The following is a 24,660-nucleotide window of genomic DNA, read 5'->3' as shown; positions in this document are numbered from 1 at the left end:
GAGCGCCCATGGCGGGCGGGTGGAGCCGTCGCTATGCTGACCGAAAAGTTTTCGGGGGGCGGTTCATGGCGCGGCGACGGTCCGGGGTCACGTTGTCCGACGTCGCCCAGCGCGCGGGTGTGTCGCTGGCGACTGCCTCCAAGGCACTGAACGCCCGCGACGAGGTGGCCCCGGCGACCCGGCAGCGCGTCATCATGGCCGCCGACGAGCTCTCGTTCCAGCCCAACGTGCTGGCCCGGGGCCTGATCTCCGGCAACACCCGGACCATCGGCCTGCTCACCGACGAGCTCTCCGCCGCCCGCTTCACCATCCCGGTCCTGCTGGGTGCGGAGAACGCCCTGGGCAACGAGCAGATGAGCGTGCTGCTGTGCGACGCCCGCGGCGACGCCATCCGCCGCCGGCACTACATCCGCACCCTGCTGGCCCGCCAGGTCGACGGCTTCATCGTGCTCGGCGACGCCAACGAGATCCGCCCGTCCCTGACCGCGGACATCCCGGTGCCGGTGGTGTACGTCTTCTGCGAATCCGACGACCCCGACGACGTGTCCATCGTGGCCGACGACGCGGGCGGCGCCCGGCTCGCCGCCGAGCACCTGGTCTCGCTCGGCCGGCGCCGGATCGCCCACATCACCGGCGACCGCACCTACCGTGCGGCCCGCGACCGGGCGTCGGCGACCCGGGAGGTGCTCGACGCGGCCGGCCTGTCCCTGGCCGGCGAACCGATGTTCGGCCAGTGGTCCCAGCGCTGGGGCCGGCACGCCGCGACGGCGCTGCTGGCGAGCCACCCGGACGTCGACGCCATCTTCTGCGGCAGCGACCAGATCGCCTACGGGGTGACCGAAGCCCTGCGCGACCTGGGCCGATCCATCCCGGACGACATCGCGGTGGTCGGCTACGACAACTGGGAGGTCATCGCCGCGGAATGCCGCCCGCCGCTGACCACAGTCGACCTGAACCTGGAACAACTGGGCGCATCGGCGGTGCGGCACCTGTTCGCCGCCCTCGACGGCGGCAAGACCTCGGGCGTGATCCGCGAACCCGGCCGCCTCATCGTCCGCGAATCCACCGGCATCGCCCCCGGCCGGTAGGCGATCGGCAAAGGCGACGGCGTCGCGCTGAGCCGGGTGTCTTCCGCTGAAAGGCCGACCTTGCCCTCCGTCAGGACCGGTAGTCCGGACGATTCGGGGGAACGTTTCGCTGTGGGACATCCGGCGCTGCGCCAGTACAGTCCGACCATGTCGATTCCGTTTGATCTGTGGGGCCGTGGCTGGTCCAGCGTGGACGTCGTCGGCGAATCGCATTATGCGAAATCAATTCGCGGCCTGCTGGGCGCTGATTTCAAGGCGAGCGGTGCCGAAATTGTGACGACGGTGCAGCTCACGCCCGACCCGCACAACAAATTCGACCGCAATGCGATCGGCGTCTGGGCCGGCTCGCGCCAGCTCGGTCACCTTTCCCGTGACGATGCACCGCGATATGCCCCGGTGCTGTCCGCGCTGGTGGCTCAGGGATGGGCGCCGCAGGTGTCCGCACGGATCTGGGCGGCACAATACTCCGATCTCGGGGATCGGGACGGCTTCACCGCCTCGGTGCGGCTGGAGCTCGCCGAACCGCATCTCATCGTGCCGGTCAACGGCGCACCGAGCGCGGCGCACCGGCTGCTGCCGGTCGGCGCAGCCATCCAGGTCACCGGTGAGGAACAGCATCTGGACGCGATCCAGCCGTGGCTGCGCCCGGAAGGCGAATGCTGGGTGCACGTCACGTTGCACGAGATGACCGAGCAGCTGGCCCGCACGTCCCGCACCGTCGTCGAGGTTCGGATCGACGACGCGAGGGTCGGGCAGCTCACGCCCAGGATGAGCAGCGAGCTCCTGGCCGTCATCCGGCATCTGGGCGAGAGTGGCCGGCTCACAGCGGCCCGAGCCATCGTCAAGGGCAATCGGATCAAGGCCGAGGTCGTCCTCTACGTGGCACGAGCCCACGAGTTGCCCGAGACGTGGCTGTCCGACGTCCCGGTCGCCACCGGCGCCGCGGTGCAGGCGCCCACAGCCGTGGCGCCCGCGGCTGCGGTGCCGGTTGTCGCACCTCTCGCTGAGCACGGCCCGATTCCGCCACCGCCGACCGGCATCAAGTTCGTCGTGCCACCCGACTGGCCGCAACCGCCCGAGGGTTGGAGTCCGCCGCCCGGTTGGCGTCCTGATCCCTCTTGGCCCGCGGCCCCGTACGGGTGGCAGTGGTGGATGCCGGTGTGGAACTGATCAGCAGGAGGGGATGAGCCATGGGTTTCCGTTTCAATACGCCACCGAACTGGCCCACGCCACCGGCCGGCTGGTTGCCACCGCCGGGATGGGTGCCCGATCCTGCCTGGGGACCTCCGCCGCCGGGATGGCAGCTCTGGGTCGACGAGACTCCCGCACCACCTGTGGTGAGTGCGCCGCCGCCATCACCACCGGTGGCGCCCACGGCGCCGGCGGCGGCACCGGCGCAGGACACTGGCATTCCGCTGTTCGGCGCTCGGGGCAAGGCCCGGGAGCTGGCATCGGAGGTGACGCAGCTGCACGCCGAACTGGAGCACCTCCGCGCCGAGATGAGCAGGCTGGGCGCGTTCTCGGTCATGGAGCTGGAGCAGTACCGCGAGCGGCTGGGACGGGAGGTCGCCGAACAGACGGCCCGGGGCCAGGCGCAGCAGACCGCTCTGCTGCAGCGGCTCGAGGAACTGCGCCACCAGGTCGTCGTGACCGAGGAAACGGCGTTGCTGCAGGAAGCCGGCGTGTACCAGTACCGGCACCCGCTCAGTGACGCTGTGGCCTACCAGAGCGAGCTCGTCCGGCTGCAGACCCAGATCAAGACGATGGCCAAGGCCGACGGGGGAGCGGTCCTCGCGGCAAGTGGCTGGTCGGTCAACGGTTCCGCCGCCCAGGGACGCACCATGCTTCGCGACTACTCCAAGCTGATGCTGCGCGCGTACAACGCCGAGGCTGACAACCTGGTCAGAGGGCTCAAGCCGTACAAGGTCGACGCCGCGATCGAGCGGCTGGACAAGGTGGCCTCCACGATCGCCCGCCTCGGCAAGACGATGGACATCCGCATCGCGGAGGACTACCACCGGCTCAGGGTCCGTGAGTTGACCCTCACCGCCGACTACGTGCAGAAGGTCGCCGACGACAAGGAACGGGAACGCGAGGAGAAGGCCCGGCTGCGCGAGGAGCGACGCGTGCAGCAGGAGATCGACCGGGAACGCGCCCGCCTCGACAAGGAACGCCAGCACTACGTCAACGCGCTCGCGACCCTGCACGCCAAGGGGGATGTCGACGGCGCCGCCCAGCTGCAGGAACGGCTCGCCCAGATCGACACCGCCATCCAGGACGTCGACTATCGGGCCGCCAACGTCCGGGCCGGTTATGTCTATGTCATCTCGAACCTGGGGGCATTCGGCGAGCGGATGATCAAAGTGGGAATGACGCGCCGACTGGACCCGATGGACCGGGTGCGGGAACTCAGCGACGCCTCGGTGCCATTCAATTTCGACGTGCACGCGCTGTTCTTCTCGGAAGATGCTGTCGGGATCGAAGCCCGGATGCACGCCCGGTTCGCCGACCGTCGTGTCAATCTGATCAACCAGCGACGCGAATTCTTCTACGCCACTCCGGCGAAAGCCAAACAACAGCTGATGGAGCTCACCGGCAATCTTCTGCAGTACGAAGAGATTCCGGAGGCATTGGAATATCGCCAGAGCCTCACCCAGACTCAGGACGAGGTCAAGGTGTAGAGGGGGAGCTGATCGTCGGTAGTCTGGGGCCGTGGCCCCCGATCTGGTCCTGCTGTCCCGGGTCTCCTTCCGCGACCAGGAGATCGTCGGTCCTCGGCTGCAGGCCCTCATCGCCCTGCTCGCCGCCGATCTCCGTGCCGGCTGCGGCACCCGGCGGCTGATCGAGGGCATCTGGCCCGATCGCCGGCCTGAGAATCCGGCCAAGGCCCTGCAGATTCTCGTCTCCCGGGCCCGGTCGCAGCTCGGCGCCGGCCTCATCGTCCGTACCCCGGGCGGGTACCGGCTCGCGCTGGCCGACGATCAGGTCGACAGCTCGGTGGTGCTGCTCCGGGCCGAGGCAGCCGCCCGTTCTTCGCTGACGGGCGACCATGCCGCGGCGTTGCGGCACGCCGACGCCGGTCTCGCCCACTATGGCGGTGCCCGGCCCGGGCCGGCCGACGATCCGCTCACTGCGCTGCGGGCCGAGCGGTGGGTCACCCAGCGCGCACTGGTACGGGTCCGCGCGCTCGCGCTGGCCCGTCTGGGCCGGTCCGCCGAGGCGGTGGAGCTGCTGGCCGAGGTGGCCGCTGAGCGGCCTCGGGACGAGGAGGTGCTTGTCGAGCTGGTGCGGTGCGAGGCGGCGACGGCCGGTCCGGCCTCGGCCCTGGGTCGCTACGACGCCTACCGGCGGTCGCTGCGCGACGAGCTCGGCACCGATCCCGGCGCGGCGTTGCGGGCCGAGCATCAGCGGCTGCTGCGGGGCGTGGTGCCCACGGTACGGCGGGGCGTCGCCTACGAGCCCAATCCGTTGCTGGGCCGCGATGACGACGTCGCCGGGGTGGAGGCGTTGCTGCGTACCTCCCGGGTGGTCTCGATCGTCGGGCCCGGCGGGCTCGGCAAGACGCGGCTCGCGCACGCCGTGGCCCGTCGGTCCGAGGTGCCGGCGGTCACCGTCGTGCCGCTCGCCGGCATCTCAAGCCCTGATGACGTGATCGGGGAGGTGGCGGCGGCACTCGGCGTGGGGGAGCGGCGCGGGCTGGTCACGGCCAGGAGCGTCGCCGCTGCGGTGGGCGGCGGGCCCTCCCTGTTGGTGCTGGACAACTGCGAGCACGTCGTCGCCGCCGTCGCCGAGCTGGTTCGTGAGTGCGTGTCGGCCACCGGGGAGCTGCGGATTCTCACCACGAGCCGGATGCCGCTGGGACTGTCGTCGGAGGTGGTCCACCGGCTGCCGGAGCTGAGCCTGCCGACCAGCGTGGACCTGTTCGGGCAACGTGCGCGGGCGACGCGGCCGGGCGTCGAGCTGCCCGCGGGCGCGGTGGCGGAGGTGTGCCGCCACCTGGACGGGCTGCCGCTGGCGGTCGAGCTGGCCGCCGCGCGGGTACGGATCATGTCCGTGCCGGAACTCGCCCGGCGGCTCGATGACCGGTTCGGCCTGTTGCGGGGTGCGGCCCGGGACGCACCGCAACGCCACCACACGCTGTACGCCGTGGTCGACTGGAGCTGGAACCTGCTGGAGCCGGCCGGCCGGGCGGCGATGCGCGCGTTGTCGGTGTTCGTCGACGGGTTCACTCCGGACGCCGCTTGTCGACTGCTGGGGGCGTTGCCCGCCGGCCCGGGGGAGGCGGACGGGCTGGTGCTGCTGGAGCACCTGGTCGACCATTCGCTGCTCAAGACCCTCGACACCCCGTCGGGCACCCGGTTGCGGATGCTGGAGACGGTCCGGGAGTTCAGCGCCGCGCGGCTCGGGGCGGCTGAGGAGACCGGCGACGTGACGGCCGCGTTCCTGGCCTGGGCGCGCGGGTTCGGCATCAGCCATCATGGGGATCTGCTCGGCGCCGACCCGTACGAGGCGATCGCCGTGGTCGAGGCGGAGCAGGAGAACCTGCACCAGGCGCTGCGGCTGGCCCTCGACCGCGACGATCGGCCCACCATCGCCGCGGTTGCCGCAGTGCTCGGGGGCATCTGGAGCCTGGAGTCCCGCCACGCACAGCTCCTGACGCTGATGCGGCAGATCTCCTGGCCGCTGTCGCACTACCGGCCGGAGCCGGCGTTCGTCGAGGTGACCCGGACCGCCCTGACCGTTCCGGTGGTGGCCACCTTCAGCGGTGCGGATCCGCGGCCGCTGCGGGCGCTGGTCGCACTGCGGCGGCTCGGCCCGGCGCGGCCGGACACGGTGATCAGGGCGATCGGCCGGGTGATCGGCGCTCTGGGCGACCCGGCGGAGCTGCCCCGGCTGTGCGAGAGCACCGAGCCGCTGCTGGCCGCCGCCGCGAACACGCTCGCCGGCTACTACTGGGAGATGACCGGCGACGCCGACGCCGCGGTGCGGACGGCCCGGCGGGGGCTCGACCTCTTCACCCGGCTGGAGCTGCCGTGGCCGCGGGCGGTCGGCCACGGCCGGGTCGCCGAGCTCTGCCTGCGGCAGGAGCAGGGCGCCGAGGCCCGCGACCACCTGCTCGCGGCGCTGCCGCTGCTTCAGCGCCTCGGCGCCCGGACCGACATCGTCGGGGTACGGGCCTGGCTGGTGCTGGCCAACCTCCAGCTCGGCGACACCGTCGAGGCCGGACGGTGGCTGGACGGGCTCACCGGGGTCGCGCTCGACGAGGACGTCACGTCGGCCGGCCACGACCTCGGCATCCGGGCCGAGCTGCTGCTGGCTCGCGGCGAGGTGGAGGCCGGCCTGCGGCTGTGGCGGCGGGCGGTCGACCAGGTGCCCGTCGGCGGTGCGGACCCCTGGGCGGTGGAGGCGCGGTCGGTGGCCGTCGTCGCGCATGCCCGGTACGGCCGGCTCGACCTCGTGGCCGACCTCGCCGACACGCTGCCCCCGCGCTTGATCCGGCTGCTGGACGGCTCACCGCCGTACCCGATCGAGCAGTTGATCTGCGGCACCCTGCTGCTGGCGATCGCCGTCACGGACCACGCACCGGCCCGGCGTACCGGTGATCCGGACCGGGCGCGGTCGGTGGCGCGGATGATCGCACTGGCCGAGAGGTTCGGGTTCCTGCGGATGTTCCAGCCGACGATGGCGGCGGCGTCGGCCCGGGCGGACGCCGAGCAGGCCGACCGGCCGGCGTACGAGGAGGCGGTGCTGTCGTACGCCGGCCTGGACCGGGCCGGGATGCGCCGGGAGGCGCGGGATCTGATGCGGGCTCGCGCGACGGGCGCTGATCAGCGCGTACGGTCGCGGTTGTAGAGCCGCTTCGCCCACAGATAGCCGCCCAGCGCGATCGCGGCGCACCAGCCGAGCGCGAGCGCGGCGCTCCCGCCGATCGGGGTGCCCAGCAGCAGCCCGCGCAGCGTCTCCATGATCGGCGTGAACGGCTGGTGCCCGGCGAACCACCGCAGCCCGGCCGGCAGCGAATCGGTCGGCACGAAGCCGCTGCCGAAGAAGGGCAGCAGCAGCAGCGGCATCGGCAGGTTGCTGGCCGCCCCGACCGTCCGGGCGGCCAGGCCCATCGCCACGGCCAGCCATACCAGGGCGAAGGTCGCCGCGGTGAGGATCCCGGCGACCGCCAGCCATTCGACCACGGACGCGGCGGGCCGGAAACCGACGAGCACGGCGACGCCCAGGACGACGGTGAGCTGGGCCAGGGTCTGCAGGACGCTGCCCAGCACGTGCCCGGTCAGCACCGACACCCGGGCGATCGCCATGGTCCGGAACCGGGCGATGATGCCCTCGGTCATGTCCATCGCCACCGCCAGCGCGGTGCCCTGCACGGCACCGGCGATGGTGACGAGCAGGATGCCGGGCGTCACGTAGTTGACGTAGGCGCTCCGGCCGCCGGACCCGCCGAGGCCGTCACCGAGCGTGCCGCCGAGCACATAGACGAACATCAGCAGGAAGATGATCGGCACGGCGAGCAGCATCAGCAGCAAGGGCAGGTTCCGGGCCAGGTGCCGCAGCTGCCGGCGCAGCATGGTGGCCGAGTCGCGCACGGCCAGGGTCATCGCGGTCATCGCGCGAGCCCGCCCGTCACGGCGAGGAACACGTCGTCGAGATCCGGCGTACGGACGGCCAGTCCCTGCACGTCGACGGCGGCGGTGTCGAGACGATCCAGCAGGACCTTCAGCGAACGGACACTGCCGTCCCCGGGCACCCGCAGGACCAGCGACTCCTCCGCCGGATCGGCCGGGACGCCCAGCACCGCGGCCGCGGCGTTCAGGTCGGATTCGCCGGGGAACCGCAGCTCGACGTGCCCGCCCGGCACCAGCCGCTTGAGCTGGTCCGGGGTGCCCTGGGCGACGAGCCGGCCCCGGTCGAGCAACGCGATCCGATCGGCGAGCCGGTCCGCCTCCTCGAGATACTGCGTGGTGAGGAACACGGTCACGCCCCGGCCGGCCAGCTCCCGGACGATCTGCCACATGTCGCGCCGGCTGCGCGGATCCAGCCCGGTGGTCGGCTCGTCGAGAAAGATCACCCGGGGATCACCGATGAGACCCATGGCCAGATCGAGCCGGCGCCGCATCCCGCCCGAATACGTGACGCTGGGCCGCCGCGCCGCCTCCCCGAGCCCGAACCGCTCGAGCAGCTCCGCCGCCCGCCGCCGGCCCTCGCCCCGCCCGAGGTGGTGCAGGTCGGCCATGAGCAGCAGGTTCTCCTCGCCGGTGAGGAAGCTGTCGACCGCGGAGAACTGACCGGTGACACCGATCGCCGCGCGGACCCGGTCGGGCTCGCGGGCCACGTCGTGACCGCCGACGCGGACCGCGCCGGAGTCGGCCCGGATGAGCGTGGACAGGATCTGCGCCATGGTGGTCTTGCCGGCGCCGTTGGGGCCGAGCAGGGAGAAGACGGTGCCGGCGGACACCTGGAGGTCGATGCCGTCGAGCACGACGTGGTCGCCGTACGACCGGCGCAGGCCCGTCACGGCGATGGCCGGCTCGGTGGAGGTTGTCGTCATGCGCCCGACAGTGCCGCGGCGGCGGATCACGGCGGTTTCACCGTGGTTTCACGGGATCAAGCCGGGTACCAGGGGCTCACGGCGTCTTCTCCGGCGCGGGCGCCACCTTGTTCCGGCTTCATCCCGGTGACCTTCGCCGCTGACACCTCAGGGTGAGGTGAACGTCAGGTCGCGGCGATGAGCTCGTCGACGACCCAGCGGGCGACGCCCGGCGGGTAGGGCGCCGGCACGCTCAGCACGATGTGCCCGAAGCCGGCGCCGACCGCCTCGTGGATCGCGGTGCGGGTGCTCGCCGGCTGTTCGTAGCTGACCGGCAGGTGGATCGAGCGGGTGATCGTGGCGGGGTCCCGGCCGATCTCGGCGCAGTAGCGGTCCAGCAGCGCGCTGCGGCGGACCACGTCGTCGAGGTCTCCGCCGGGGATGTTCCACACGTCGGCGTGCTCGGCGACCACGCGCAGCGTGCCGGCGGAACGGCCGCCGATGAGGATCGGCGGGTGCGGGCGCTGGACCGGCTTCGGGTTGCCGTACGCGCCGGTGAGCCGCACGTACTGGCCCGGGAAGTCGAACGGCTCGGTCTCGGTCCACAGCCGCCGGATCACCGTGCACGCCTCGGCGAGGCTGCCCACGGCCTGCGCGGTGTCGTGGAAGGGCAGGCCGTGGGCCTCGTACTCGCGCCGGGCGAGCGGGTGGCCCGGCCGGGAGCCCACCCCGATGCCGAGGGTGAGCCGTCCCGCCGACACGATGTCGACTGTCGTCGCCATCTTGGCCAGCAGCGCCGGTGGCCGGAACCGGTTGCTGGTCACGAGCAGGCCCAGCCCCAGCCGCGTGGTCAGCGCGGCGAGGGCCGACAGCAGCGTCCAGCCTTCGAAGGCCGGTCCGGCCGGGTCGCCGCCGATCGGCATGAGGTGATCGAACAGCCAGGCGTGCTCGATCTCCGGGATGGCGTCCGCCTCCTGCCAGACCCGCAGGATGTCGCCGTAGCCGACCTGTTGCGGGGCGGTCATGATGCCGAAGCTGGTCACTTCGCCTCGATCCGGCCCAGGGCGTGCGTGCCCGTCACCAGCTCGGCGCTCGCGTCGGTCCAGCCGGGGTCCGCGGGATACAGCGCGCTGCGCAGGTACGCCCAGGTGAGCTGCTGGATGAGGGCGACGCGTTCCGGGCTCTCGTCCGTCGTCGCGGTGCGGCCCTCACCGAGGATGCCGCCGAGCGAGTGCTCGGCCCCGAACAGAGTGAGCAGGCTCTTCGGGCCCGGGCTGAGCACGTACGGGTCGGTGAACCAGTCCGGTCCCCGTACCGACAGCGCCGACTGGTCCTTGTCCCCGGCGACGATCAGGGCCGGGGTGCGCATGGCGGCGAAGTCCGGGCTCATGAACGGGAAGTGCTCGGCGGCGAACGGCGACAGGTCGGCTCCGCCCGTACCGGTGGTGGCGAGCAGGACGCCCGCCTTGATCCGCGGATCGCTCAGGTCCTCGCCCGGTACGCCGCCGGCGTCCAGCACCCGCGCGCCGAGCAGCGTGCTGGCTGTCTGCCCGCCCCAGGAGTGGCCGGCCACGGCGATCCGGGCCCGGTCGAGCCGGCCGGCGAGGCCCGGCACGGACGCCTCGATGAGGTCGAGCTCGTCGAGGACGCGCTTGAGGTCCGCGATCCGGATCCGCCAGATGTCGGCGTAGCGCGGGTCGTCCGGGGTGACGGCGAGGGTCGCCGAGTCGAGGTGGGTCGGCTGGATCACCACGAAGCCGCGGGCGGCCCAGTAGCCGGCCAGCGGTTCGTACTCGTCCATCGATGAGGCGAAGCCGTGCGAGAACACGATGATCGGCAGGTCGTGGCCGGTGGCCGGGGCGGACACCCGGATCTGGAGGTCCTCGCCGCGGTCCGGGGCCGGCAGGACCACCGGGCGCAGAGAGACAACGGGGGTGACGGTGGTGGACATGGTGGTCGCTCCTCAACGGCTGACAGCAAAGCGGAACGTTGTTCCGCATCCAACGATATGGAGGCGTGTTCCGTTTAGCAAGCGGTGTGGGGGAGGCCACCGGTGGGTGCCGACTGTCAGGGCAGGTCAGGAGGGTTTTGTCGCGCCGTACTTGAGGCCGTCGATCAGTAGGGCGACCATGCGCCGGCCGTGGTCGCCTTCCTCGCCGGACATGCACAGGGTGCTCACGGCATAGAGCAGCTCCTGGGCGCTGACCTCGGCGCGCACCGCGCCCGCGGCGGTGGCGGCGTCGAGCAGCCCGCCCAGCGCCGGGCCGAGTCGCTGCAGGAAGTAGTCCGGCAGGACGTTGAAGGCGGGATCGCCCGAGTGCAGAGCCGCGGCCAGGCCCCGCTTGGTGGCGATGAAGTCGGTGAACCGGAAGATCCAGCGGCTGAGGGCCTCGCCGGGCTCGTGCTCCGCCGCCAGGGCCGGGGCCGCCTCGGCGCAGGCGTCCACTTCGCGGCGGAACACGGCCGTGACCAGGTCGGAGCGCAGCGGGAAGTGCCGGTAGAACGTGCCGACCCCGACCCCGGCCCGGGCGGCGATCTCGCGGACGGGTGCGTCCACCCCCGAGGTGCTGAAGACGACCTTGGCCGCGTCGAGCAACGCGTCGATGTTGCGCTGGGCGTCCACCCGCACCCGCCGGCCACCGTGCGTGGGCACGGGGTCAACCACGTTCGCGCCCACGACACCTCACCCCGTACCGGACTCAACTGGAAGAGCGTTCCGGTTCAAGTGTAGGGCACGTCAGGCCGGCAGGTCGGTGCCCGCCTGCTCGCGTACCAGGTAGTCCGCGTACCAGGCCGGCCAGTCGGGGTCCGCCGCGCCGATACGCGCCTCGTGCTCGCCGTGCGCGGCCGCGGCCCGGCGCAGCGCGTCGGCGAGATCCGTGGTCGAGGCGAACGTGGTGGCGGCCGGGTCCACCCGTCCCGGGAGGCGGGTGGTGACCTCCTGCAGGACCCAGCCGTTGCCGTCCGGATCGCTGAACGACAGGAACGAGCCGTAGCTGTGGCGGGCCGGATCCGGACCCGGCACCCGGGCGTCGGTGCCCGCGTGGTGGAAGATGCCGCCGGCGTCGTGGAACACCTCGCTCGGCTCGGCGCCGAGCCGCTTCAGCTCGTCGTGCGCCGCGTCGATGTCGGTGACGATCAGGTGCAGGCCCTGGGCCGAGCCGGGGGCCTGTGCCGTCACCGAGGTGCCGAAGATGACCGAGGCCGGCGAGCCGGGCGGGGTCACCTGCACCACCCGGAAGTCCTCGCCGGTGGCGAAGTCGGCGTCCAGTCGCCAGCCCAGTGCCGTGTAGAAGGTCTTGGCCCGGTCGACGTCCGACACCGGTACCACGACCACTTCGAGCTTCATGTCCATGACTTGCGCCTCCAACGCTCGGACGGAATTCCGACGCGCTCAGCGTCGCCGTCGCGGCGCCGGGGTCGCGCCCGTGTATGTCACTGGTCGGCCCGGGACCAGGGAGTGCCACGGGCGCGAAGCGGGCCCCGGTGGCCGGATCGTGGACCCCGCAGCAGATGTCGTCTGAGGAGGTCGGACATGGAGTTCCTGGTCACCATGACCACAACGGTGCCGGACGGGACCACGCCGGCGGAGGTGGCCGACATGCGCTCGCGCGAGGCCGCGAACACCCGCGTCCTGGCCGACCAGGGACGCGTGCTGCGCCTGTGGCGGCCGCCGCTGGCGCCGGGGGAGTGGCGGACGATCGGGCTGTTCGCCGCCGGCGGGCCGGAAGAGCTCGAGGCGACGCTGGCCACGATGCCGCTGCGGGCCTGGCGGGTCGACGACGTGACCCCGCTGAGCCCCCATCCGAACGACCCGGGCCGGGCCGCGACCGATCCGGCGGGCGCGGTGACGCTGCCGTGAGCGCCGATCCGGGTACGGCGGCAGAATCCGGTGCCGGGCTCATCCCGCTGCGCGGGGCGCGTGGCACAGCGCTCATCGCGGCCACGGTGCTGGCCTCGATGGTCGGCTTCCTCGACGCGTACATGATCAACGTCGCGGTCCCGGCGATCGGGCAGGATCTGCACGCGAGCGTGAGCGAGCTGCAGTGGGTCCTGACCGGTTATCTGATCACGGTCGCGGCGTTGCTGCTGCTCGCCGGGGCGCTCGCCGATCACTTCGGGCCGCGGCGGATCCTGATCACCGGGCTGCTGGTGATGCTGGTCGCCTCGCTCTGCTGCGCCGTCGCCCCGACGCCGCTGACCCTGATCCTGGCCCGGCTGGTGCAGGGCGTGGGCGGGGCCTTCGTCGTGCCGAGCAGCCTCGCGCTGCTCAACGGCACGTTGCGGGGACCGGACCGGGCGCGGGGGATCGGCATCTGGGCCGGCATCTCCACCCTCGGCACCACCCTCGGCCCGTACGGCGGCGGCTGGCTCGTCGATCACACCTCGTGGCGCTACGTCTTCCTGCTCAACCTGCCGCTCATCGGCGCCGCGCTCTGGGTGCTGCGCCGGGTCCCGCCGACTGCGAGCCTGCGGCGGCCGCTCTCGGTCGACGCCGTCGGCGCCCTGCTCGCCGTGATCGGCCTGGGCGGGGTCATCTACGCCCTCACCGCGGCGCCGGAGTCAGGGTGGACCACCGGACCGGTGCTGGCGTCCGGCCTGCTCGGGCTGGCATGTCTGGTCGCCCTGGTCCCGGTCGAGCAGCGCCGGCACCGCCCGATGCTGCGGACGGAGCTGTTCCGGTCCCGGCCGTTCAGCGCGATCAACGCGGCCACCCTGCTGTTCTACGGCGCGCTGGCCGCCGCCAGCTACCTGGTCATCCTCCAGCTGGAGCTCCAGCTCGGCTACAGCGCCACCGCGGCCGGGGCGGCGCTGATCCCCGAGTCGGCCGTCTTCCTTGTCGTCTCCCCGCTGGTCGGCGGGCTCGTCGCCCGGGTCGGCACCCGCTGGCCCATGGCCGCCGGCATCCTCATCGTGGCTGCCGGATTCGGCTGGCTGTCGGCGGCCCGCCCCGGCGACTCGTACGCCCAGGCGGTCCTGCCCGGCGCGATCCTCTGGGGCCTCGGGATCGGACTGGCCGTCGCTCCGCTCACCGCCGGCGTGCTCGCCGCCGTCGACGACAGCGACCTCGGCGAGGCGTCGGCGATCAACGACGCCGCGTCCCGGGTCGGCGGGGTCGTCCTGGTCGCCCTCGTCCCGGCCCTGCTCGGGGCCGGAGGCGCGCCCGGTCTCGCTCAGCCGCTGGCCGCGAACTACCAGTCCGCGATGCTCGTCATGGCCGGCCTCACCGTGGCCGCCGCCGCGCTCACGGCCCTGCTCGTGCCCAGCCGCCGCAGCACCGGACAGCACGCCGTGCCCAACCCCCGGCTACACACCTGTGCCGCGCCCGAACCGGCCGCGGCCGTCTGAGGAGGACACCATGCACAGTCTCTCGGGAAGCACCGTCGTCGTCATCGGCGGCACCTCCGGCATCGGGCTGGAGACGGCCCGCCAGGCCCACGCGGCCGACGCCAAGGTCATCGTCACCGGTCGTGACCAGGGACGGCTCGACGCCGTCCGCGACGAGCTCGGCGCCTCGACGGTCCAGCTCGACCTGGGTGACCCGGCCGCGCTGCACCGCTTCTTCACCGAGCTGCCCGCGCCGGTCGACCACGTGCTGGTCTCCGGCGGCGGGCCGACCTACGCGCCGATCGCCGGGATGGACTTCGAGCAGGCCCGCGCCTCGCTCGACGAGCACCTGGTGGGAGCGTTGCGGATCGTCCGCGAGTGCGCCACCCGGGTCCGCCCCGGCGGATCACTGACGTTCCTCAGCGGTACGGGCGCCCGGCGCCCCGGGCACGGCCTCGTGCTCGCCGCCATCGGCACCGCCGCCCTGCCGGCCATCACGGCCAACGCCGCCCTGGAGATCGCCCCGGTACGGGTCAACACGATCGCCCCGGGCTTCGTCGACACCCCGCTGTCCGCCCGGCTGCTCGGCGACCAGCTCGAAGCGCGCCGGGCGGAGCTGCGCACGACGCTGCCCATCGGACGGGTCGTCGGCCCGGCCGACGTGGCGGCGCTGGCGCTGCACCTGATGACCAACACGGCACTCACGGGCGCCACCTACGACGTCGACGGCGGCCAGCAGCTGCTGCGGTGAGCGGGATCAGTCAGCCGCCGGGGCGCTCACCCGCCGGGCCGCGGCCACCAGCCGGCCCCGGTCCGAGGCGGGGAAGCGGTGGAGCATCGCCCGTACCTCGGCGGCGTCGGTGTTCGCCCCGAACAGCTCGGTGCCGGGCTCCATCCGTACTCCCTCGGCCAGCGGCCCGGCCACGACCGGGTCGAAACCGAGCGCGTCGACCAGGGCCGCGACCGCGGCGACGTCGGCCGGGTCGTCCCCGGCGATCGCGATGGCCTTGCGTCCGGCCGCGCCCGCCGGCCGGGCGCCGCCCTCCAGGTCGTGATAGCCCATGTGGTTGAAGGCCTTCACGACCCGCGAGCCCGGCAGGAAGTCCCGCACGATCTCGCTGGAGGAGGTCCGCGGGTCGGTGAGGTCGTCGCGGATCCCGTCGACCTCCCACCAGTAGTTCATCGCGTCGACGACCAGCTTGCCGCGCAGCGCCTGCACAGGCACCCCGCGGTGCTTGCCGAGCGGGAGCGCCAGCACGACGATGTCGGCGCCCGCCGCCGCCTCGGCCGCGGTCACGGCGACCGCCCCCGGCGTCAGGATCTCGGTGATCAGCGCGATCCTGGCCGGGTCGCCCGAACCGGCGATGAGCACCCGGTAGCCGGCGGCCAGGGCCAGCCGGGCCAGCACGGTGCCGACCTTGCCGGCGCCGAGAATGCCGATGGTGGTCACGGCTCAACCCTCCAGAATCTCGCGGACCATGGGAGCCACCTTCGCGCCGAACAGCTCGACGGCCCGGGTGCGGGCGCTGATCGGCTGGGCGCCCGCGGTGTAGATCAGGTCGAAGCGGCCCACGCCGAGCGTCCGGACCGCGCCGGCGATCTTGCGGGCCACGGTCTCCGGCGAGCCGATGTACAGCGAGCCGTGCGCGACCTCGTCGTCGAACTCCGCGCGGCGCAGCGGCGGCCAGCCGCGCAGGGCGCCGATCCGGTCCCGGATGACCTTGTACGCCGGGTAGAACAGCTCCTTGGCCTGCTCGTCGGTGTCCGCCACGAACCCGGGGGAGTGCATCCCGACCGGGTGCGCGACCGTGCCCAGCTGCTCGGTGGCCCGGCGGTAGAGGTCGAGGTAGGGCGCGAAACGGGCCGGGTCGCCGCCGATGATGGCCAGCATGAGCGGCAGGCCGTGCCGCGCCGTCCGGACCACCGACTGCGGGGAGCCACCGACGCCGACCCACGTGTCGAGGCGGCCGGACTCGGTCTTCGGGAACACGTCGGCGTTCTCCAGCGCCGCCCGGGTGGTGCCGCTCCAGGTCACCGGCTCCTCGTCGAGCAGCTTGACGAAGAGCTCGAGCTTCTCCTCGAACAGCACGTCGTAGTCGCCGAGGTCGTAGCCGAACAGCGGGAACGACTCGGTGAAGGACCCGCGGCCCAGGATGGCCTGGGCCCGGCCCTGCGAGATGGCGTCCACCGTCGCGAAACGCTGGAACACCCGGACCGGGTCGTCGGAGCTGAGCACGGTGACGCCCGAGGCCAGCTTGATCCGCGAGGTGCGCGCGGCGATCCCGGCCAGCACGGTCTCCGGGGTGGAGATCGAGTACTCGGGGCGGTGGTGCTCGCCGAGCGCGATGACGTCGACGCCGAGCTGGTCGGCCAGCACGGCCTCGTCGACGACCTGCCGGATCGCGACGGCGTGGGAGACGGGCACGCCGGCGTCGTCCACCGGCACGTCGCCGAAGGTGTCGAGACCGAGCACGAGCTCACTCATGGTGCTGTCCTCCAGTAATTGACACGTCAGTCAGTATGATTGACACGTCAAACACAGGAGGACGCCGGATTATGCCGCGGACCCGTCAGCTGCCCACCCGCGCCGAGCTGCGCGCGTGGCGGGACTTCATCGAGACCACCGAGACGCTGCGGACGGTGCTGGCCGGGCGGCTGCAGAACGACACCGGGCTGTCCCCGGGCGACTACGCCGTACTGCTGGCGTTGAGCGAGGCCGAACACGGCCGGCTGCGGTCGTCCGAGCTGGCCGAGCAGGTCGGCTGGGAGCGCAGCCGGCTGTCGCACCACCTCGGCCGGATGGAACGCCGGCAGCTGATCCGGCGGGAGAAGGCAGCGGCCGACAGTCGCGGCGCGGAGATCATCCTGGCGGCGGCGGGGCGGACGGCCTTCGGGGAGGCCACGGCGCCGCACCTGAGGGCGGTCCGGGAGCTGTTCGTGGACGCGCTCACGCCGGCGCAGATCGAGGCGGCGGCCGACGTGGCCGCCGCCCTGCGCGAGCATCTGCAGCGTCTCGGTCACCGATGACACCTGAAGAATCGGTACGCGCCACCGCCGCCCGCCTCGGCGCTGTTGACTGGCAGCGCCACGGCTACCGCACCTGGTCGAAGGCGAAGCTGATGCTGGAGTACTTCCGGCGTGTCGCCCGGTGGCTGGACGCGTACGGGTGGAACGAGCCGGTGCCCTTCTTCGACCTCGCGGTCTACCTGGACCCCGACGTCCGCGCGGACCCGGTGGTGGTCGAGGAAGCAGTGCAGCAGGCGGCGAAGGGTGGCTGGAACGCCCAGCAGGTGGTGCCGTTCATCCTGCACTGGGCGGCGTTGCGCGCCACGCCCGGCTTCGAGATCCCCGAAGGTCTGGAAGGCCCGTTCGAACCGTTGCTCCTGCTGTTCGAGCGGGACGGTGGCTTCCACACCTCGAACGGCTACGCCGAGATGGAGTACCTTTCCGTCCCCCTCGCCAGATGGCGTGAGCGTGCCGCGCGGCCCCCGTTGGCGAGCCTCGACCCGGCCGACCTCGACGAGATCGACCGGGCCGGCTCGATGAAGCAGTTCGGTTACGTCCTGGGTCCCGGCGACTGAGTCCCCCGGCCGGGCACCAGGGACTCGATCGCCTTGATCAGGTCGTCGTCCTCGGCCAGGTCGGGTGCGAGCAGCGTGACCACGTCCCGCACCGAGCCGGCCCGCTCCCGGTACGGCCCGGCGCCGCCGTCGTCGACCGGGGCACCGGCACCCCGCAGGTGGGCGATCCAGGCGGCCAGGACCCGCCCCGCGCCGGTGGGCATCCGGCCCGCCGCGCGTTCGGCCCGCAGCACCGGCAGCACCCGGATCGGGATCTTCTGCGAGCCGTCCGCGGCGATCTGGGCCAGCAGGTGCCGGATCCGCGGGTTGGTGAACCGGGCGGTCAGCGCCGCCCGGTACGCGGTCAGCTCGTCCGCGGGCAGCGGCACGTGCCGGGACGCCTCGTCCCACCACTGCGCCAGCCAGTCCCGGCAGACCGGGTCGGCCATGGCTTCCGCGATGGTGTCGTGGCCGCGGGCGCTCCCGGCGTACGCCAGCAGTGAGTGCCCGCCGTTGAGCAGGAGCAGCTTGCGGTTCTCGTGCGGCTTGACGTCGGCGACGAAGCGCGCGTCCCACGCCGGGCGCCCGCCCGGGAAGTCACCGCCGAGCACCCATTCGCTGAACGGTTCGGTGACCACCGGGACGGCGTCGGCGAAGCCGGTCCGCTCCCGGACGGCCCGTACGTCGTCGGGGGTCGTGCGCGGGGTGATCCGGTCGGCCATGGTCGTCACGAACGAGACCGAGTCGCGGATCCACGGGGCCAGCGCGGGGTCGGCCGCCGCGGCCAGGTCGAGCACGACCCGGGCGGTGGCCTCGCCGTTGCCGGGCAGGTTGTCGCAGGACACCACGGCGAGCGGGCCGGTGCCCGCGGCCCGGCGCGCGGCCAGGCCGGCGACCAGGCGCCCCGGTACGGTGCCCGGAGCGTCGCCGCTGCGCAGGGCGTCGAGGTCGGCCTGGACGGCAGGGTCGTCCAGGTCGAGCCCGCCGGTACGGTCGCGGCGGTATCCGGCCTCCGTCACGGTCAGGGTCACCACCGCCACCTCGGGCCGGGACAGGTATCCGCACCAGGCCGGGACGTCGGTGCCCGGGTGCGCGGCGACCACCGCGGTCTGTACGGCCAACTCGTCGTGCTCGGGTCCGCGGACGATCAGCGTGTACCGGCCGTCCTGCGCGGCGAGCCGGTCCGCCAGCTCCGGGGACCGCCCGGTGAACGCGGCGATGCCCCATTCCGCGGCGTCCGCGGCGGCGCCGGTGTACCAGGCCTGATGGGCCCGGAAGAACCCGCCCAGCCCGAGGTGGACGATGCGCACCGGCGGGTTCACAGCTTGAACACCTTGCGCGGCTGGTCGCTGACGAGCGCGGTCAGCGTGTCGTGGGCCTCGTCCTCGTCGAGCCGGTGGGCGGCGACCAGGCCGGCCAGGAAACCCGCGTCGAGGCGGCGGGACATGTCGTGCCGGGCCGGGATGGAGCAGAAGGCCCGGGTGTCGTCGATGAAGCCGGACAGCCGGCTGAACCCGGCGGTCTCGGTGACCCCCGCCTGGAAGCGCCCGATCTCGGCGGGGTTGTCGAGGAACCACCAGGGCGCGCCCGCGTACACGGCGGGGTAGAAGCCGGCCAGCGGGGCGATCTCCCGGCTGTAGACGTCCGGGTCCACGGTGAACAGGACCAGGTGGAAGCCCGGGTACGTGCCGAAGCGGGTGAGCAGCGGCCGCAACGAGCGGGTCAGCTCGACGGCGACCGGGATGTCGTGACCGGTGTCCGGGCCGTACCGCTCGAACGTGGCCGGGTGATGGTTGCGGTGCACGCCCGGGTGCAGGGTCATGACCAGACCGTCCTCGCACGACATGCGGGCCATCTCGAAGGTCATGTGCTGGCGGAAGGCGGTGGCCTCCGGCGGGGTGACGGTGCCGTCGAGCGCCCTCCGGTAGATGCGCTCGGCGTCGCGGTGGCCGAGCGGTTCGGTGCCCGCGTCGGCGTGACCGTGGTCGGCCGAGACGGCGCCGTGCGCGACGAAGTACCGGCGGCGTTCCTCCAGCGCGGCGACGTAGCCGGCGTAGTGGCCGCACTCGCCGCCCAGTTCCTTGACCGCCTCGGGCCATCCCGGGCGGCCGACCTCCAGGTAGCGGTCGGGCCGGAAGGTGGGGGCGACGGTGGTGGCCACGTCCGGGTCGGCCCGCAGCGCGTCGTGCACGGCCAGGTCGTCCGCCGGGTCGTCGGTGGTGGCCAGGAAGTCGATGCCGAAGCGGCGCAGCAGGGCCCGCGGCCGGTGGCTGGGCTGCCGCAACTGGTCGGCGATCAGGTCGTAGAGCGCGTCGGCGTTGGCCGCGGAGGGCCGCTCGGTCACGCCGAAGATGTCCACCAGCTCACTGTCGAACCAGTACCGCACGGGTGTGCCGCGCAGCAGGTGCCAGTGGCCGCACAGCAGCCGCCAGGCCGCCCGGGCCCGGTTCTCACCCATCGGCCCCTCGCCCACGCCCAGGTCGGACAGCGGGATGCCACCGGCGTGCAGCAGCCGGGTCACGTAATGGTCAGGCTGGATGAACAGGCTGGTCGGGTCCGCGAACGGCGTGTCCTCTCCGAGGATGCGCGGGTCGACGTGCCCGTGCGGCGAGACGATCGGCAGGTCCCGGACGGCGGCGTACAGCCGGCGGGCGAGGTCGCGCACGCCGGGGTCGGCCGGCAGCAGGCGGTCGGGGTGCACGGTCAAGGTGGCCATCGCCTGAGCCTCACGGCGTACCGCCCGGTCCACAAGCAATTGCCATCAGTTGTCGGCCCGGCCAAGCAACAACGTGCAACTGATTGCCTGGCGCTGAGCGCCGACGCAACCATCTCGTAACACTCCCGCCGTCATGCGGATCACATCGCACCGGCGACCAAGGCCAAGGGAGATCGACGATGGGCTCGAGGACTTTGCGCGCAGTGGTGGCGCTGGCCGGTGCGACGGCACTCACCGTCGCGCTCGGCGCCTGCGGCGGCGATGACGACGGCGGGGGCAGTGGCGGCGGCAAGACGCTCAGCGTGCTGATCGGCGCCAACACGCAGTACCCGCAGGAGCAGCAGGACTGGCAGAAGGCGGTCAGCGACAAGTTCAAGGCGCAGACCGGCGCCGACGTCAAGTGGGAGACGTTCGCCAGCGCGAACGACGAGCTCACCAAGATCCAGACGTCGGTGGTGTCCGGGACCGGCCCGGACGTCTACGCCATCGGCACCACGCTGACCCCGACCGCCTACTCGACCAAGGCGTTCGTGACCCTGGGCGACAAGGAGTGGCAGAAGGTCGGCGGCAAGGACAAGTTCGTGCCGTCCTCGCTGGGCATCTCCGGCCCGGACGCGCAGCACCAGATCGGCATCCCGTGGGTCGGCCGGCCGTTCGTGATGGTCTACAACACCGAGCTGCTCAAGGCCGCCGGCATCGCCAAGCCGGCGACCACCTGGGACGAGCTCACCCAGCAGGCCAAGCAGCTGACCAAGGGCGACCAGCACGGCCTGGCCGTGGCCTACAAGGACAACTTCGACCCGTGGAAGTTCATCTGGGGCATGTCCGTGCAGGCCGGCAACCCGCTCGTCGACGGGAAGACGGCCCGGATCGCGGACCCCGCGGTCCGCAAGGCCTACCAGACGTACTTCGGCTGGCTGACCAAGGACAAGGTGGTCGACCCGGCCGCGGTCGGCTGGACCAACTCGCAGGCCGTCGCCGCGTTCGCCAAGGGCAAGACCGGCTACTTCGCGCTCACTTCCGCGCTGGCCGCCAAGGCGCTGGACGCCGGGGCGGTCAAGGGCAAGTGGGCCTTCACCCTGCTGCCGACCGTGCCGCCGGGCGCCACCACCCGGCCGGCCAACGGCGTCGAGGCCGCCAGCATCCTCTCCGGCGACAACCTGCTGGTCGCCGACTACTCCAAGAACCAGGACCTGGCGTTCCAGTTCGTCAAGCTCATCACCGACCAGGACGCCCAGCTGGACATCTACCAGAAGCTGGGCCAGCTGCCGGCCAACGCGGCGGCGGCCCAGACGCTGCTGTCGGACCCGCGGCTCGGCGCGGTGGTCGAGGCGCAGAAGAAGTCGGTGGCCACGCCGTTCACCGGGGCCTGGGCCGACATCCAGCTCGCGCTCACCAACGCCGTGGTGCAGTCGATCCCCGACCTGTCCAGCGGCTCGATCAGCGACGCCCAGATCGACAGCCGGCTGGCCGCGGCCCAGAAGACCGCGCAGTCCTCGCTGGACCGGGCGAAGTAGAGCGCCATGACGGACGACCGCACGACCACGCGTACGGTCGGGGACGGGCCGGCGGCCACCACCGCCGGCCGCGACCCGGCCGGCCGGGAACCACCGCCGGCGAAGGCCGGGCCGCGGCGCCGCGGCGTCACCGAACGCCGGCGGCCGCTGTGGCTACTGATCCCGGGCGGCACGCTGATGACGCTGGTCATCGGGATCCCGCTGCTGCTGGCCTTCTACATCTCCCTGATCGACCTGGACCAGTACACGCTCCGGCGCTGGCTCGAGGCCCCCTTCATCGGGCTGGACAACTTCGTCGAGGCGTTCCGGTCGGGCCTGCTGCACTCGATCTGGATCAGCGTGTCGTTCGCCGTCATCGCGACCGTGGCCACCGTGCCGCTCGGGGTGACCGCCGCGGTGGTGACCCAGAACGCGTACCGGGGGCGGGGCTGGGTGCGGGCGGTGTTCCTGATCCCGTACGTGCTGCCGTCGTTCGTGGTGGCCTCGGTGTGGCGCACGATGCTGCAGCCGGACGGGATCGTCAACGCGACGCTGACCAGGATCGGGGTCGACGGCGGGCTGTGGCTCAGCGGGCCGCGGTCGTACTGGACGCTGATCCTGGTCGAGATCTGGGCCGCCTGGCCGTTCATCTACCTGATGGCGCTGGCCGGGCTGCAGAGCGTGGACAGCGAGGTGCACGAGGCGTCGGCGATCGACGGGGCCGACTGGTGGCCGAAGCTGCGCCGGGTGATCCTGCCCTACGTGCGCGGCCCGGTGCTGCTGGCCTGCCTGCTGGCCACCCTCAACCACATCAACAACTTCACGTTGCCGTACGTCTTGTTCGGCGCACCTGCTCCGGATGACGTCAACGTGATGCCGATGCTGGTCTACGTCACCAGCTTCCAGAGCCTGCGGTTCGGGCTCAGCGCCGCCATGGCGGTCGTGTCGCTGGTGCTGATCGCCATCCCGCTGTTCGTCTATCTGCGTGCCGTCCGGCTGGACGTGCACGAGGAGGGAGGCCGCAGATGAGCACCTCCGCGATCGCGCCCCCGCGCGGACCCCGCCGCCGTACCGCGGCCGGGGAGGCCCACCGGTTGCTGCCGGGGCCGCTGCTGGCGATCATCACCGTCGGGCTGTGCGTGCTGGTCCTGGTGCCGATCCTCTACATCGTGCTGGCCTCGCTCAACACCGACGTCGGGGTGGCCGAGGGCGAGTTCTGGCCCAGCTCGTTCTCCGGCGAGAGCTACACGAAGATCTGGACGACGGCGGGGCTGTCCACCGGCATCCTCAACAGCCTGCTGGTGTGCGGGCTGGTGGCGGTGGCGTCGGCGCTGCTCGGCACCATCACCGCGTACGTGCTGGTCCGCTACACGTTCGTCGGCCGGGTGACCATCCTGCGCGGACTCGTGGGCCTGCAGAGCGTCCCCGGCACGCTGATGCTGCTGCCGGTGTTCGTGCTGTTCTCCTCGGCGGGCACCTACCTGGGCGTCACGGTGATCGGCACCCGGTGGGGACTGTTCGTCGCGTACCTCACCTTCGCCCTGCCGTTCTCCACCTGGGTGATGGTCACCTACCTGCGGGGCCTGCCGCGCGAACTGGAGGAGGCGGGCCGGGTCGACGGCGCGTCCACGCTGACCATCCTGTCCCGGATCATCGTCCCGCTGAGCCTGCCGGGCATCGTGGTGTCCGGGATCTTCGCCTTCCTGCTGGGCTGGAACGACGTGCTGTTCGCGTCGGTGCTCACCCGGCCCGAGACGCAGACCGCCGCGGTCGCGCTGCAGATCTTCGGGACCACCCAGGAGGGCGGCGCGCTGCCGGTGTACTCGCAGATGATGGCGGCGGCACTGGTCTGCGCCGCCCCGGTCGTGCTGCTGTACCTGATGTTCCAGCGCTATCTGGTCGGCGGGCTGACCGCCGGCGGGGTCAAGTGACCCCGATGAGCACGGCCGCGGTCATCGGATGCGGGGATGTCTCGGTCGTGCACCTGCAGGCGATCGAGGCCCTGGCGGGGGTCGAGCTGGTCGGCGTGTGCGACACCGACGCGGGCCGGGCCGGGGCCGCGGCCCAGCGGTACGGCGTCCCGGCGTTCACCGACCACCGGCAGCTGCTCACCGCCACCCGTCCCGAGGTCGTGCACGTGTGCACCCCGCACCACCAGCACGTCCAGGTGGCGATCGACTGCCTCGACACGGGCGCCGGCGTCCTGGTGGAGAAGCCGGTCGCGCACACGGTGGCCGAGGCGGACCGGCTCATCAAGGCGGCCGAGGCCCGCCCGGACCTGCGAGCCGGGATCTGCCTGCAGAACAGGTACAACGCGGCCACCCGGGCGGCCCGCGAGCTGCTCACCTCCGGGCAGCTCGGCGCGGTCCTCGGCGGCTCGGCCACTGTGCTGTGGCACCGCGACGCGGCGTACTACGCGGCCCGGCCGTGGCGCGGGCGGGTCCGTGACAGCGGCGGCGGGGTCCTGATCAACCAGGCGATCCACACGCTCGACCTGCTGGAGTGGCTGCTCGGCGACGTGGTGCGGGTCCGCGGCCACGCCGGTCGGTACGCGCTGGACGGTGTCGTCGACGTGGAGGACACCGCCCACGCCGTGCTCGACCACGCCGGCGGCGCCCGGAGCGTCTTCTTCGCGACCGTCGCCCACGTCACGGACGCGCCGGTGACCGTCGAGATCGTCACCGAGGGTGCCGTGCTGACGATCCGGGGCGACCTGACAGTGCGGTTCACGGACGGGCGTACCGAGACGGTCGCGGAACGCCCGGCCGGGGCCGCCGGCCGGGCCTACTGGGGAGCCTCGCACGAGTTGCTCATCGCCGACTTCTACCGCACGAGGGCCGACCCGGAACCGTTCTGGATCGGACCGCGGGAGGGGGCCAGATCGCTGCGTCTGGTCCACGAGATCTACCGACAGCACGACTGACGCAGGAGAGGA

23 protein-coding genes are annotated in these 24,660 nt (G+C 72.4%); 13 read left to right on the top strand and 10 right to left on the bottom strand.

Features of this window, described 5'->3' with window-relative positions; translation table 11 throughout:
* Positions 1 to 65: 65 nt before the first annotated feature.
* The 4 genes from ACWEOZ_RS38015 (at position 66) to ACWEOZ_RS38000 (ending at position 6,941) form a co-directional block, all read left to right on the top strand.
* Positions 66 to 1,088 (top strand): LacI family DNA-binding transcriptional regulator, encoded by a 1,023-nt coding sequence (locus tag ACWEOZ_RS38015; protein ID WP_451915520.1) that lies wholly within the window; start codon positions 66 to 68, stop codon positions 1,086 to 1,088.
* Positions 1,089 to 1,199: 111 nt separating this feature from the next.
* Entirely contained in the window at positions 1,200 to 2,258 is a 1,059-nt protein-coding gene (locus ACWEOZ_RS38010) for an HIRAN domain-containing protein (protein ID WP_451915519.1), read from the top strand.
* Between the two features lie 20 nt (positions 2,259 to 2,278).
* The gene (locus tag ACWEOZ_RS38005; RefSeq protein ID WP_451915518.1) at positions 2,279 to 3,769 is read left to right on the top strand and encodes a DUF4041 domain-containing protein; all 1,491 of its coding nucleotides are present in this window, start codon (positions 2,279 to 2,281) and stop codon (positions 3,767 to 3,769) included.
* Between the two features lie 31 nt (positions 3,770 to 3,800).
* Complete coding sequence (locus ACWEOZ_RS38000; RefSeq protein ID WP_451915517.1) at positions 3,801 to 6,941, top strand: ATP-binding protein; 3,141 nt, start codon at positions 3,801 to 3,803, stop codon at positions 6,939 to 6,941.
* Here ACWEOZ_RS38000 and ACWEOZ_RS37995 read toward each other — a convergent pair.
* The 6 genes from ACWEOZ_RS37995 to ACWEOZ_RS37970 all read right to left on the bottom strand — a co-directional run bounded on the left by ACWEOZ_RS37995 (position 6,917) and on the right by ACWEOZ_RS37970 (position 11,974).
* Positions 6,917 to 7,705 carry an ABC transporter permease gene (locus ACWEOZ_RS37995; protein ID WP_451915516.1) on the bottom strand — a complete coding sequence of 263 codons (789 nt, stop codon included), beginning with the start codon at positions 7,703 to 7,705 and terminating at the stop codon, positions 6,917 to 6,919. The genes ACWEOZ_RS38000 and ACWEOZ_RS37995 overlap by 25 nt on opposite strands.
* On the bottom strand, positions 7,702 to 8,646 hold the full coding sequence (locus tag ACWEOZ_RS37990) for an ATP-binding cassette domain-containing protein (RefSeq protein ID WP_451915515.1): 945 nt from the start codon (positions 8,644 to 8,646) through the stop codon (positions 7,702 to 7,704). Before ACWEOZ_RS37990 ends, ACWEOZ_RS37995 begins: the two co-directional genes overlap by 4 nt.
* Positions 8,647 to 8,810: 164 nt before the next feature.
* On the bottom strand, positions 8,811 to 9,650 hold the full coding sequence (locus ACWEOZ_RS37985) for an LLM class flavin-dependent oxidoreductase (protein ID WP_451915514.1): 840 nt from the start codon (positions 9,648 to 9,650) through the stop codon (positions 8,811 to 8,813).
* 14 nt (positions 9,651 to 9,664) lie between these two features.
* Positions 9,665 to 10,576 (bottom strand): alpha/beta hydrolase family protein, encoded by a 912-nt coding sequence (locus tag ACWEOZ_RS37980; protein ID WP_451915513.1) that lies wholly within the window; start codon positions 10,574 to 10,576, stop codon positions 9,665 to 9,667.
* A gap of 126 nt (positions 10,577 to 10,702) precedes the next feature.
* Positions 10,703 to 11,278 carry a TetR/AcrR family transcriptional regulator gene (locus ACWEOZ_RS37975; protein ID WP_451915512.1) on the bottom strand — a complete coding sequence of 192 codons (576 nt, stop codon included), beginning with the start codon at positions 11,276 to 11,278 and terminating at the stop codon, positions 10,703 to 10,705.
* Positions 11,279 to 11,362: 84 nt separating this feature from the next.
* A complete protein-coding gene (locus tag ACWEOZ_RS37970) occupies positions 11,363 to 11,974 on the bottom strand; it encodes a VOC family protein (protein ID WP_451915511.1) in 612 nt (203 codons plus the stop codon).
* Between the two features lie 186 nt (positions 11,975 to 12,160).
* Between ACWEOZ_RS37970 and ACWEOZ_RS37965 the strand changes: the two genes are divergently transcribed.
* From ACWEOZ_RS37965 to ACWEOZ_RS37955, 3 genes are read left to right on the top strand one after another with little or no spacing between them, the layout of a single operon-like run.
* Positions 12,161 to 12,487, top strand: a complete 327-nt coding sequence (locus ACWEOZ_RS37965) for a muconolactone Delta-isomerase family protein (RefSeq protein ID WP_451915510.1) — start codon at positions 12,161 to 12,163, stop codon at positions 12,485 to 12,487.
* The gene (locus ACWEOZ_RS37960; protein WP_451915509.1) at positions 12,484 to 13,974 is read left to right on the top strand and encodes an MFS transporter; all 1,491 of its coding nucleotides are present in this window, start codon (positions 12,484 to 12,486) and stop codon (positions 13,972 to 13,974) included. Before ACWEOZ_RS37965 ends, ACWEOZ_RS37960 begins: the two co-directional genes overlap by 4 nt.
* Positions 13,975 to 13,984: 10 nt before the next feature.
* Positions 13,985 to 14,704, top strand: a complete 720-nt coding sequence (locus ACWEOZ_RS37955) for an SDR family oxidoreductase (protein WP_451915508.1) — start codon at positions 13,985 to 13,987, stop codon at positions 14,702 to 14,704.
* Between the two features lie 6 nt (positions 14,705 to 14,710).
* On the opposite strand, the gene ACWEOZ_RS37950 is transcribed toward ACWEOZ_RS37955, so the two are convergent.
* On the bottom strand, positions 14,711 to 15,403 hold the full coding sequence (locus ACWEOZ_RS37950) for an NADPH-dependent F420 reductase (RefSeq protein WP_451915507.1): 693 nt from the start codon (positions 15,401 to 15,403) through the stop codon (positions 14,711 to 14,713).
* 3 nt (positions 15,404 to 15,406) lie between these two features.
* Entirely contained in the window at positions 15,407 to 16,438 is a 1,032-nt protein-coding gene (locus ACWEOZ_RS37945) for an LLM class flavin-dependent oxidoreductase (protein ID WP_451915506.1), read from the bottom strand.
* A gap of 71 nt (positions 16,439 to 16,509) precedes the next feature.
* On the opposite strand from ACWEOZ_RS37945, the gene ACWEOZ_RS37940 reads away from it, so the two are divergent.
* Positions 16,510 to 16,980: a MarR family winged helix-turn-helix transcriptional regulator gene (locus ACWEOZ_RS37940; RefSeq protein WP_451915505.1), complete on the top strand. Its 471-nt coding sequence runs from the start codon at positions 16,510 to 16,512 to the stop codon at positions 16,978 to 16,980.
* Positions 16,977 to 17,534, top strand: a complete 558-nt coding sequence (locus ACWEOZ_RS37935; protein WP_451915504.1) for a hypothetical protein — start codon at positions 16,977 to 16,979, stop codon at positions 17,532 to 17,534. The genes ACWEOZ_RS37940 and ACWEOZ_RS37935 overlap by 4 nt, the downstream gene beginning before the upstream one ends.
* Here the strand turns inward: ACWEOZ_RS37935 and ACWEOZ_RS37930 are convergent.
* Together ACWEOZ_RS37930 and uxaC are read right to left on the bottom strand one after the other, a co-directional pair.
* Entirely contained in the window at positions 17,510 to 18,835 is a 1,326-nt protein-coding gene (locus ACWEOZ_RS37930; protein WP_451915503.1) for a mannitol dehydrogenase family protein, read from the bottom strand. The genes ACWEOZ_RS37935 and ACWEOZ_RS37930 overlap by 25 nt on opposite strands.
* Entirely contained in the window at positions 18,832 to 20,229 is a 1,398-nt protein-coding gene (gene uxaC / locus ACWEOZ_RS37925) for a glucuronate isomerase (protein WP_451915502.1), read from the bottom strand. Before uxaC ends, ACWEOZ_RS37930 begins: the two co-directional genes overlap by 4 nt.
* A gap of 179 nt (positions 20,230 to 20,408) precedes the next feature.
* Here uxaC and ACWEOZ_RS37920 point away from each other — a divergent pair, with 179 nt between their 5' ends.
* From ACWEOZ_RS37920 to ACWEOZ_RS37905, 4 genes are read left to right on the top strand one after another with little or no spacing between them, the layout of a single operon-like run.
* Entirely contained in the window at positions 20,409 to 21,746 is a 1,338-nt protein-coding gene (locus tag ACWEOZ_RS37920) for an ABC transporter substrate-binding protein (protein WP_451915501.1), read from the top strand.
* A gap of 6 nt (positions 21,747 to 21,752) precedes the next feature.
* Entirely contained in the window at positions 21,753 to 22,754 is a 1,002-nt protein-coding gene (locus tag ACWEOZ_RS37915) for a carbohydrate ABC transporter permease (RefSeq protein ID WP_451915500.1), read from the top strand.
* The gene (locus ACWEOZ_RS37910) at positions 22,751 to 23,656 is read left to right on the top strand and encodes a carbohydrate ABC transporter permease (protein WP_451915499.1); all 906 of its coding nucleotides are present in this window, start codon (positions 22,751 to 22,753) and stop codon (positions 23,654 to 23,656) included. The genes ACWEOZ_RS37915 and ACWEOZ_RS37910 overlap by 4 nt, the downstream gene beginning before the upstream one ends.
* Positions 23,657 to 23,661: 5 nt before the next feature.
* Positions 23,662 to 24,648, top strand: a complete 987-nt coding sequence (locus tag ACWEOZ_RS37905) for a Gfo/Idh/MocA family protein (RefSeq protein ID WP_451915498.1) — start codon at positions 23,662 to 23,664, stop codon at positions 24,646 to 24,648.
* The last annotated feature ends 12 nt before the right edge of the window (positions 24,649 to 24,660 follow it).

Source organism: Actinoplanes sp. NPDC004185 (genome assembly GCF_053603475.1).
This window is presented reverse-complemented; position numbering and strand designations above follow the sequence as displayed.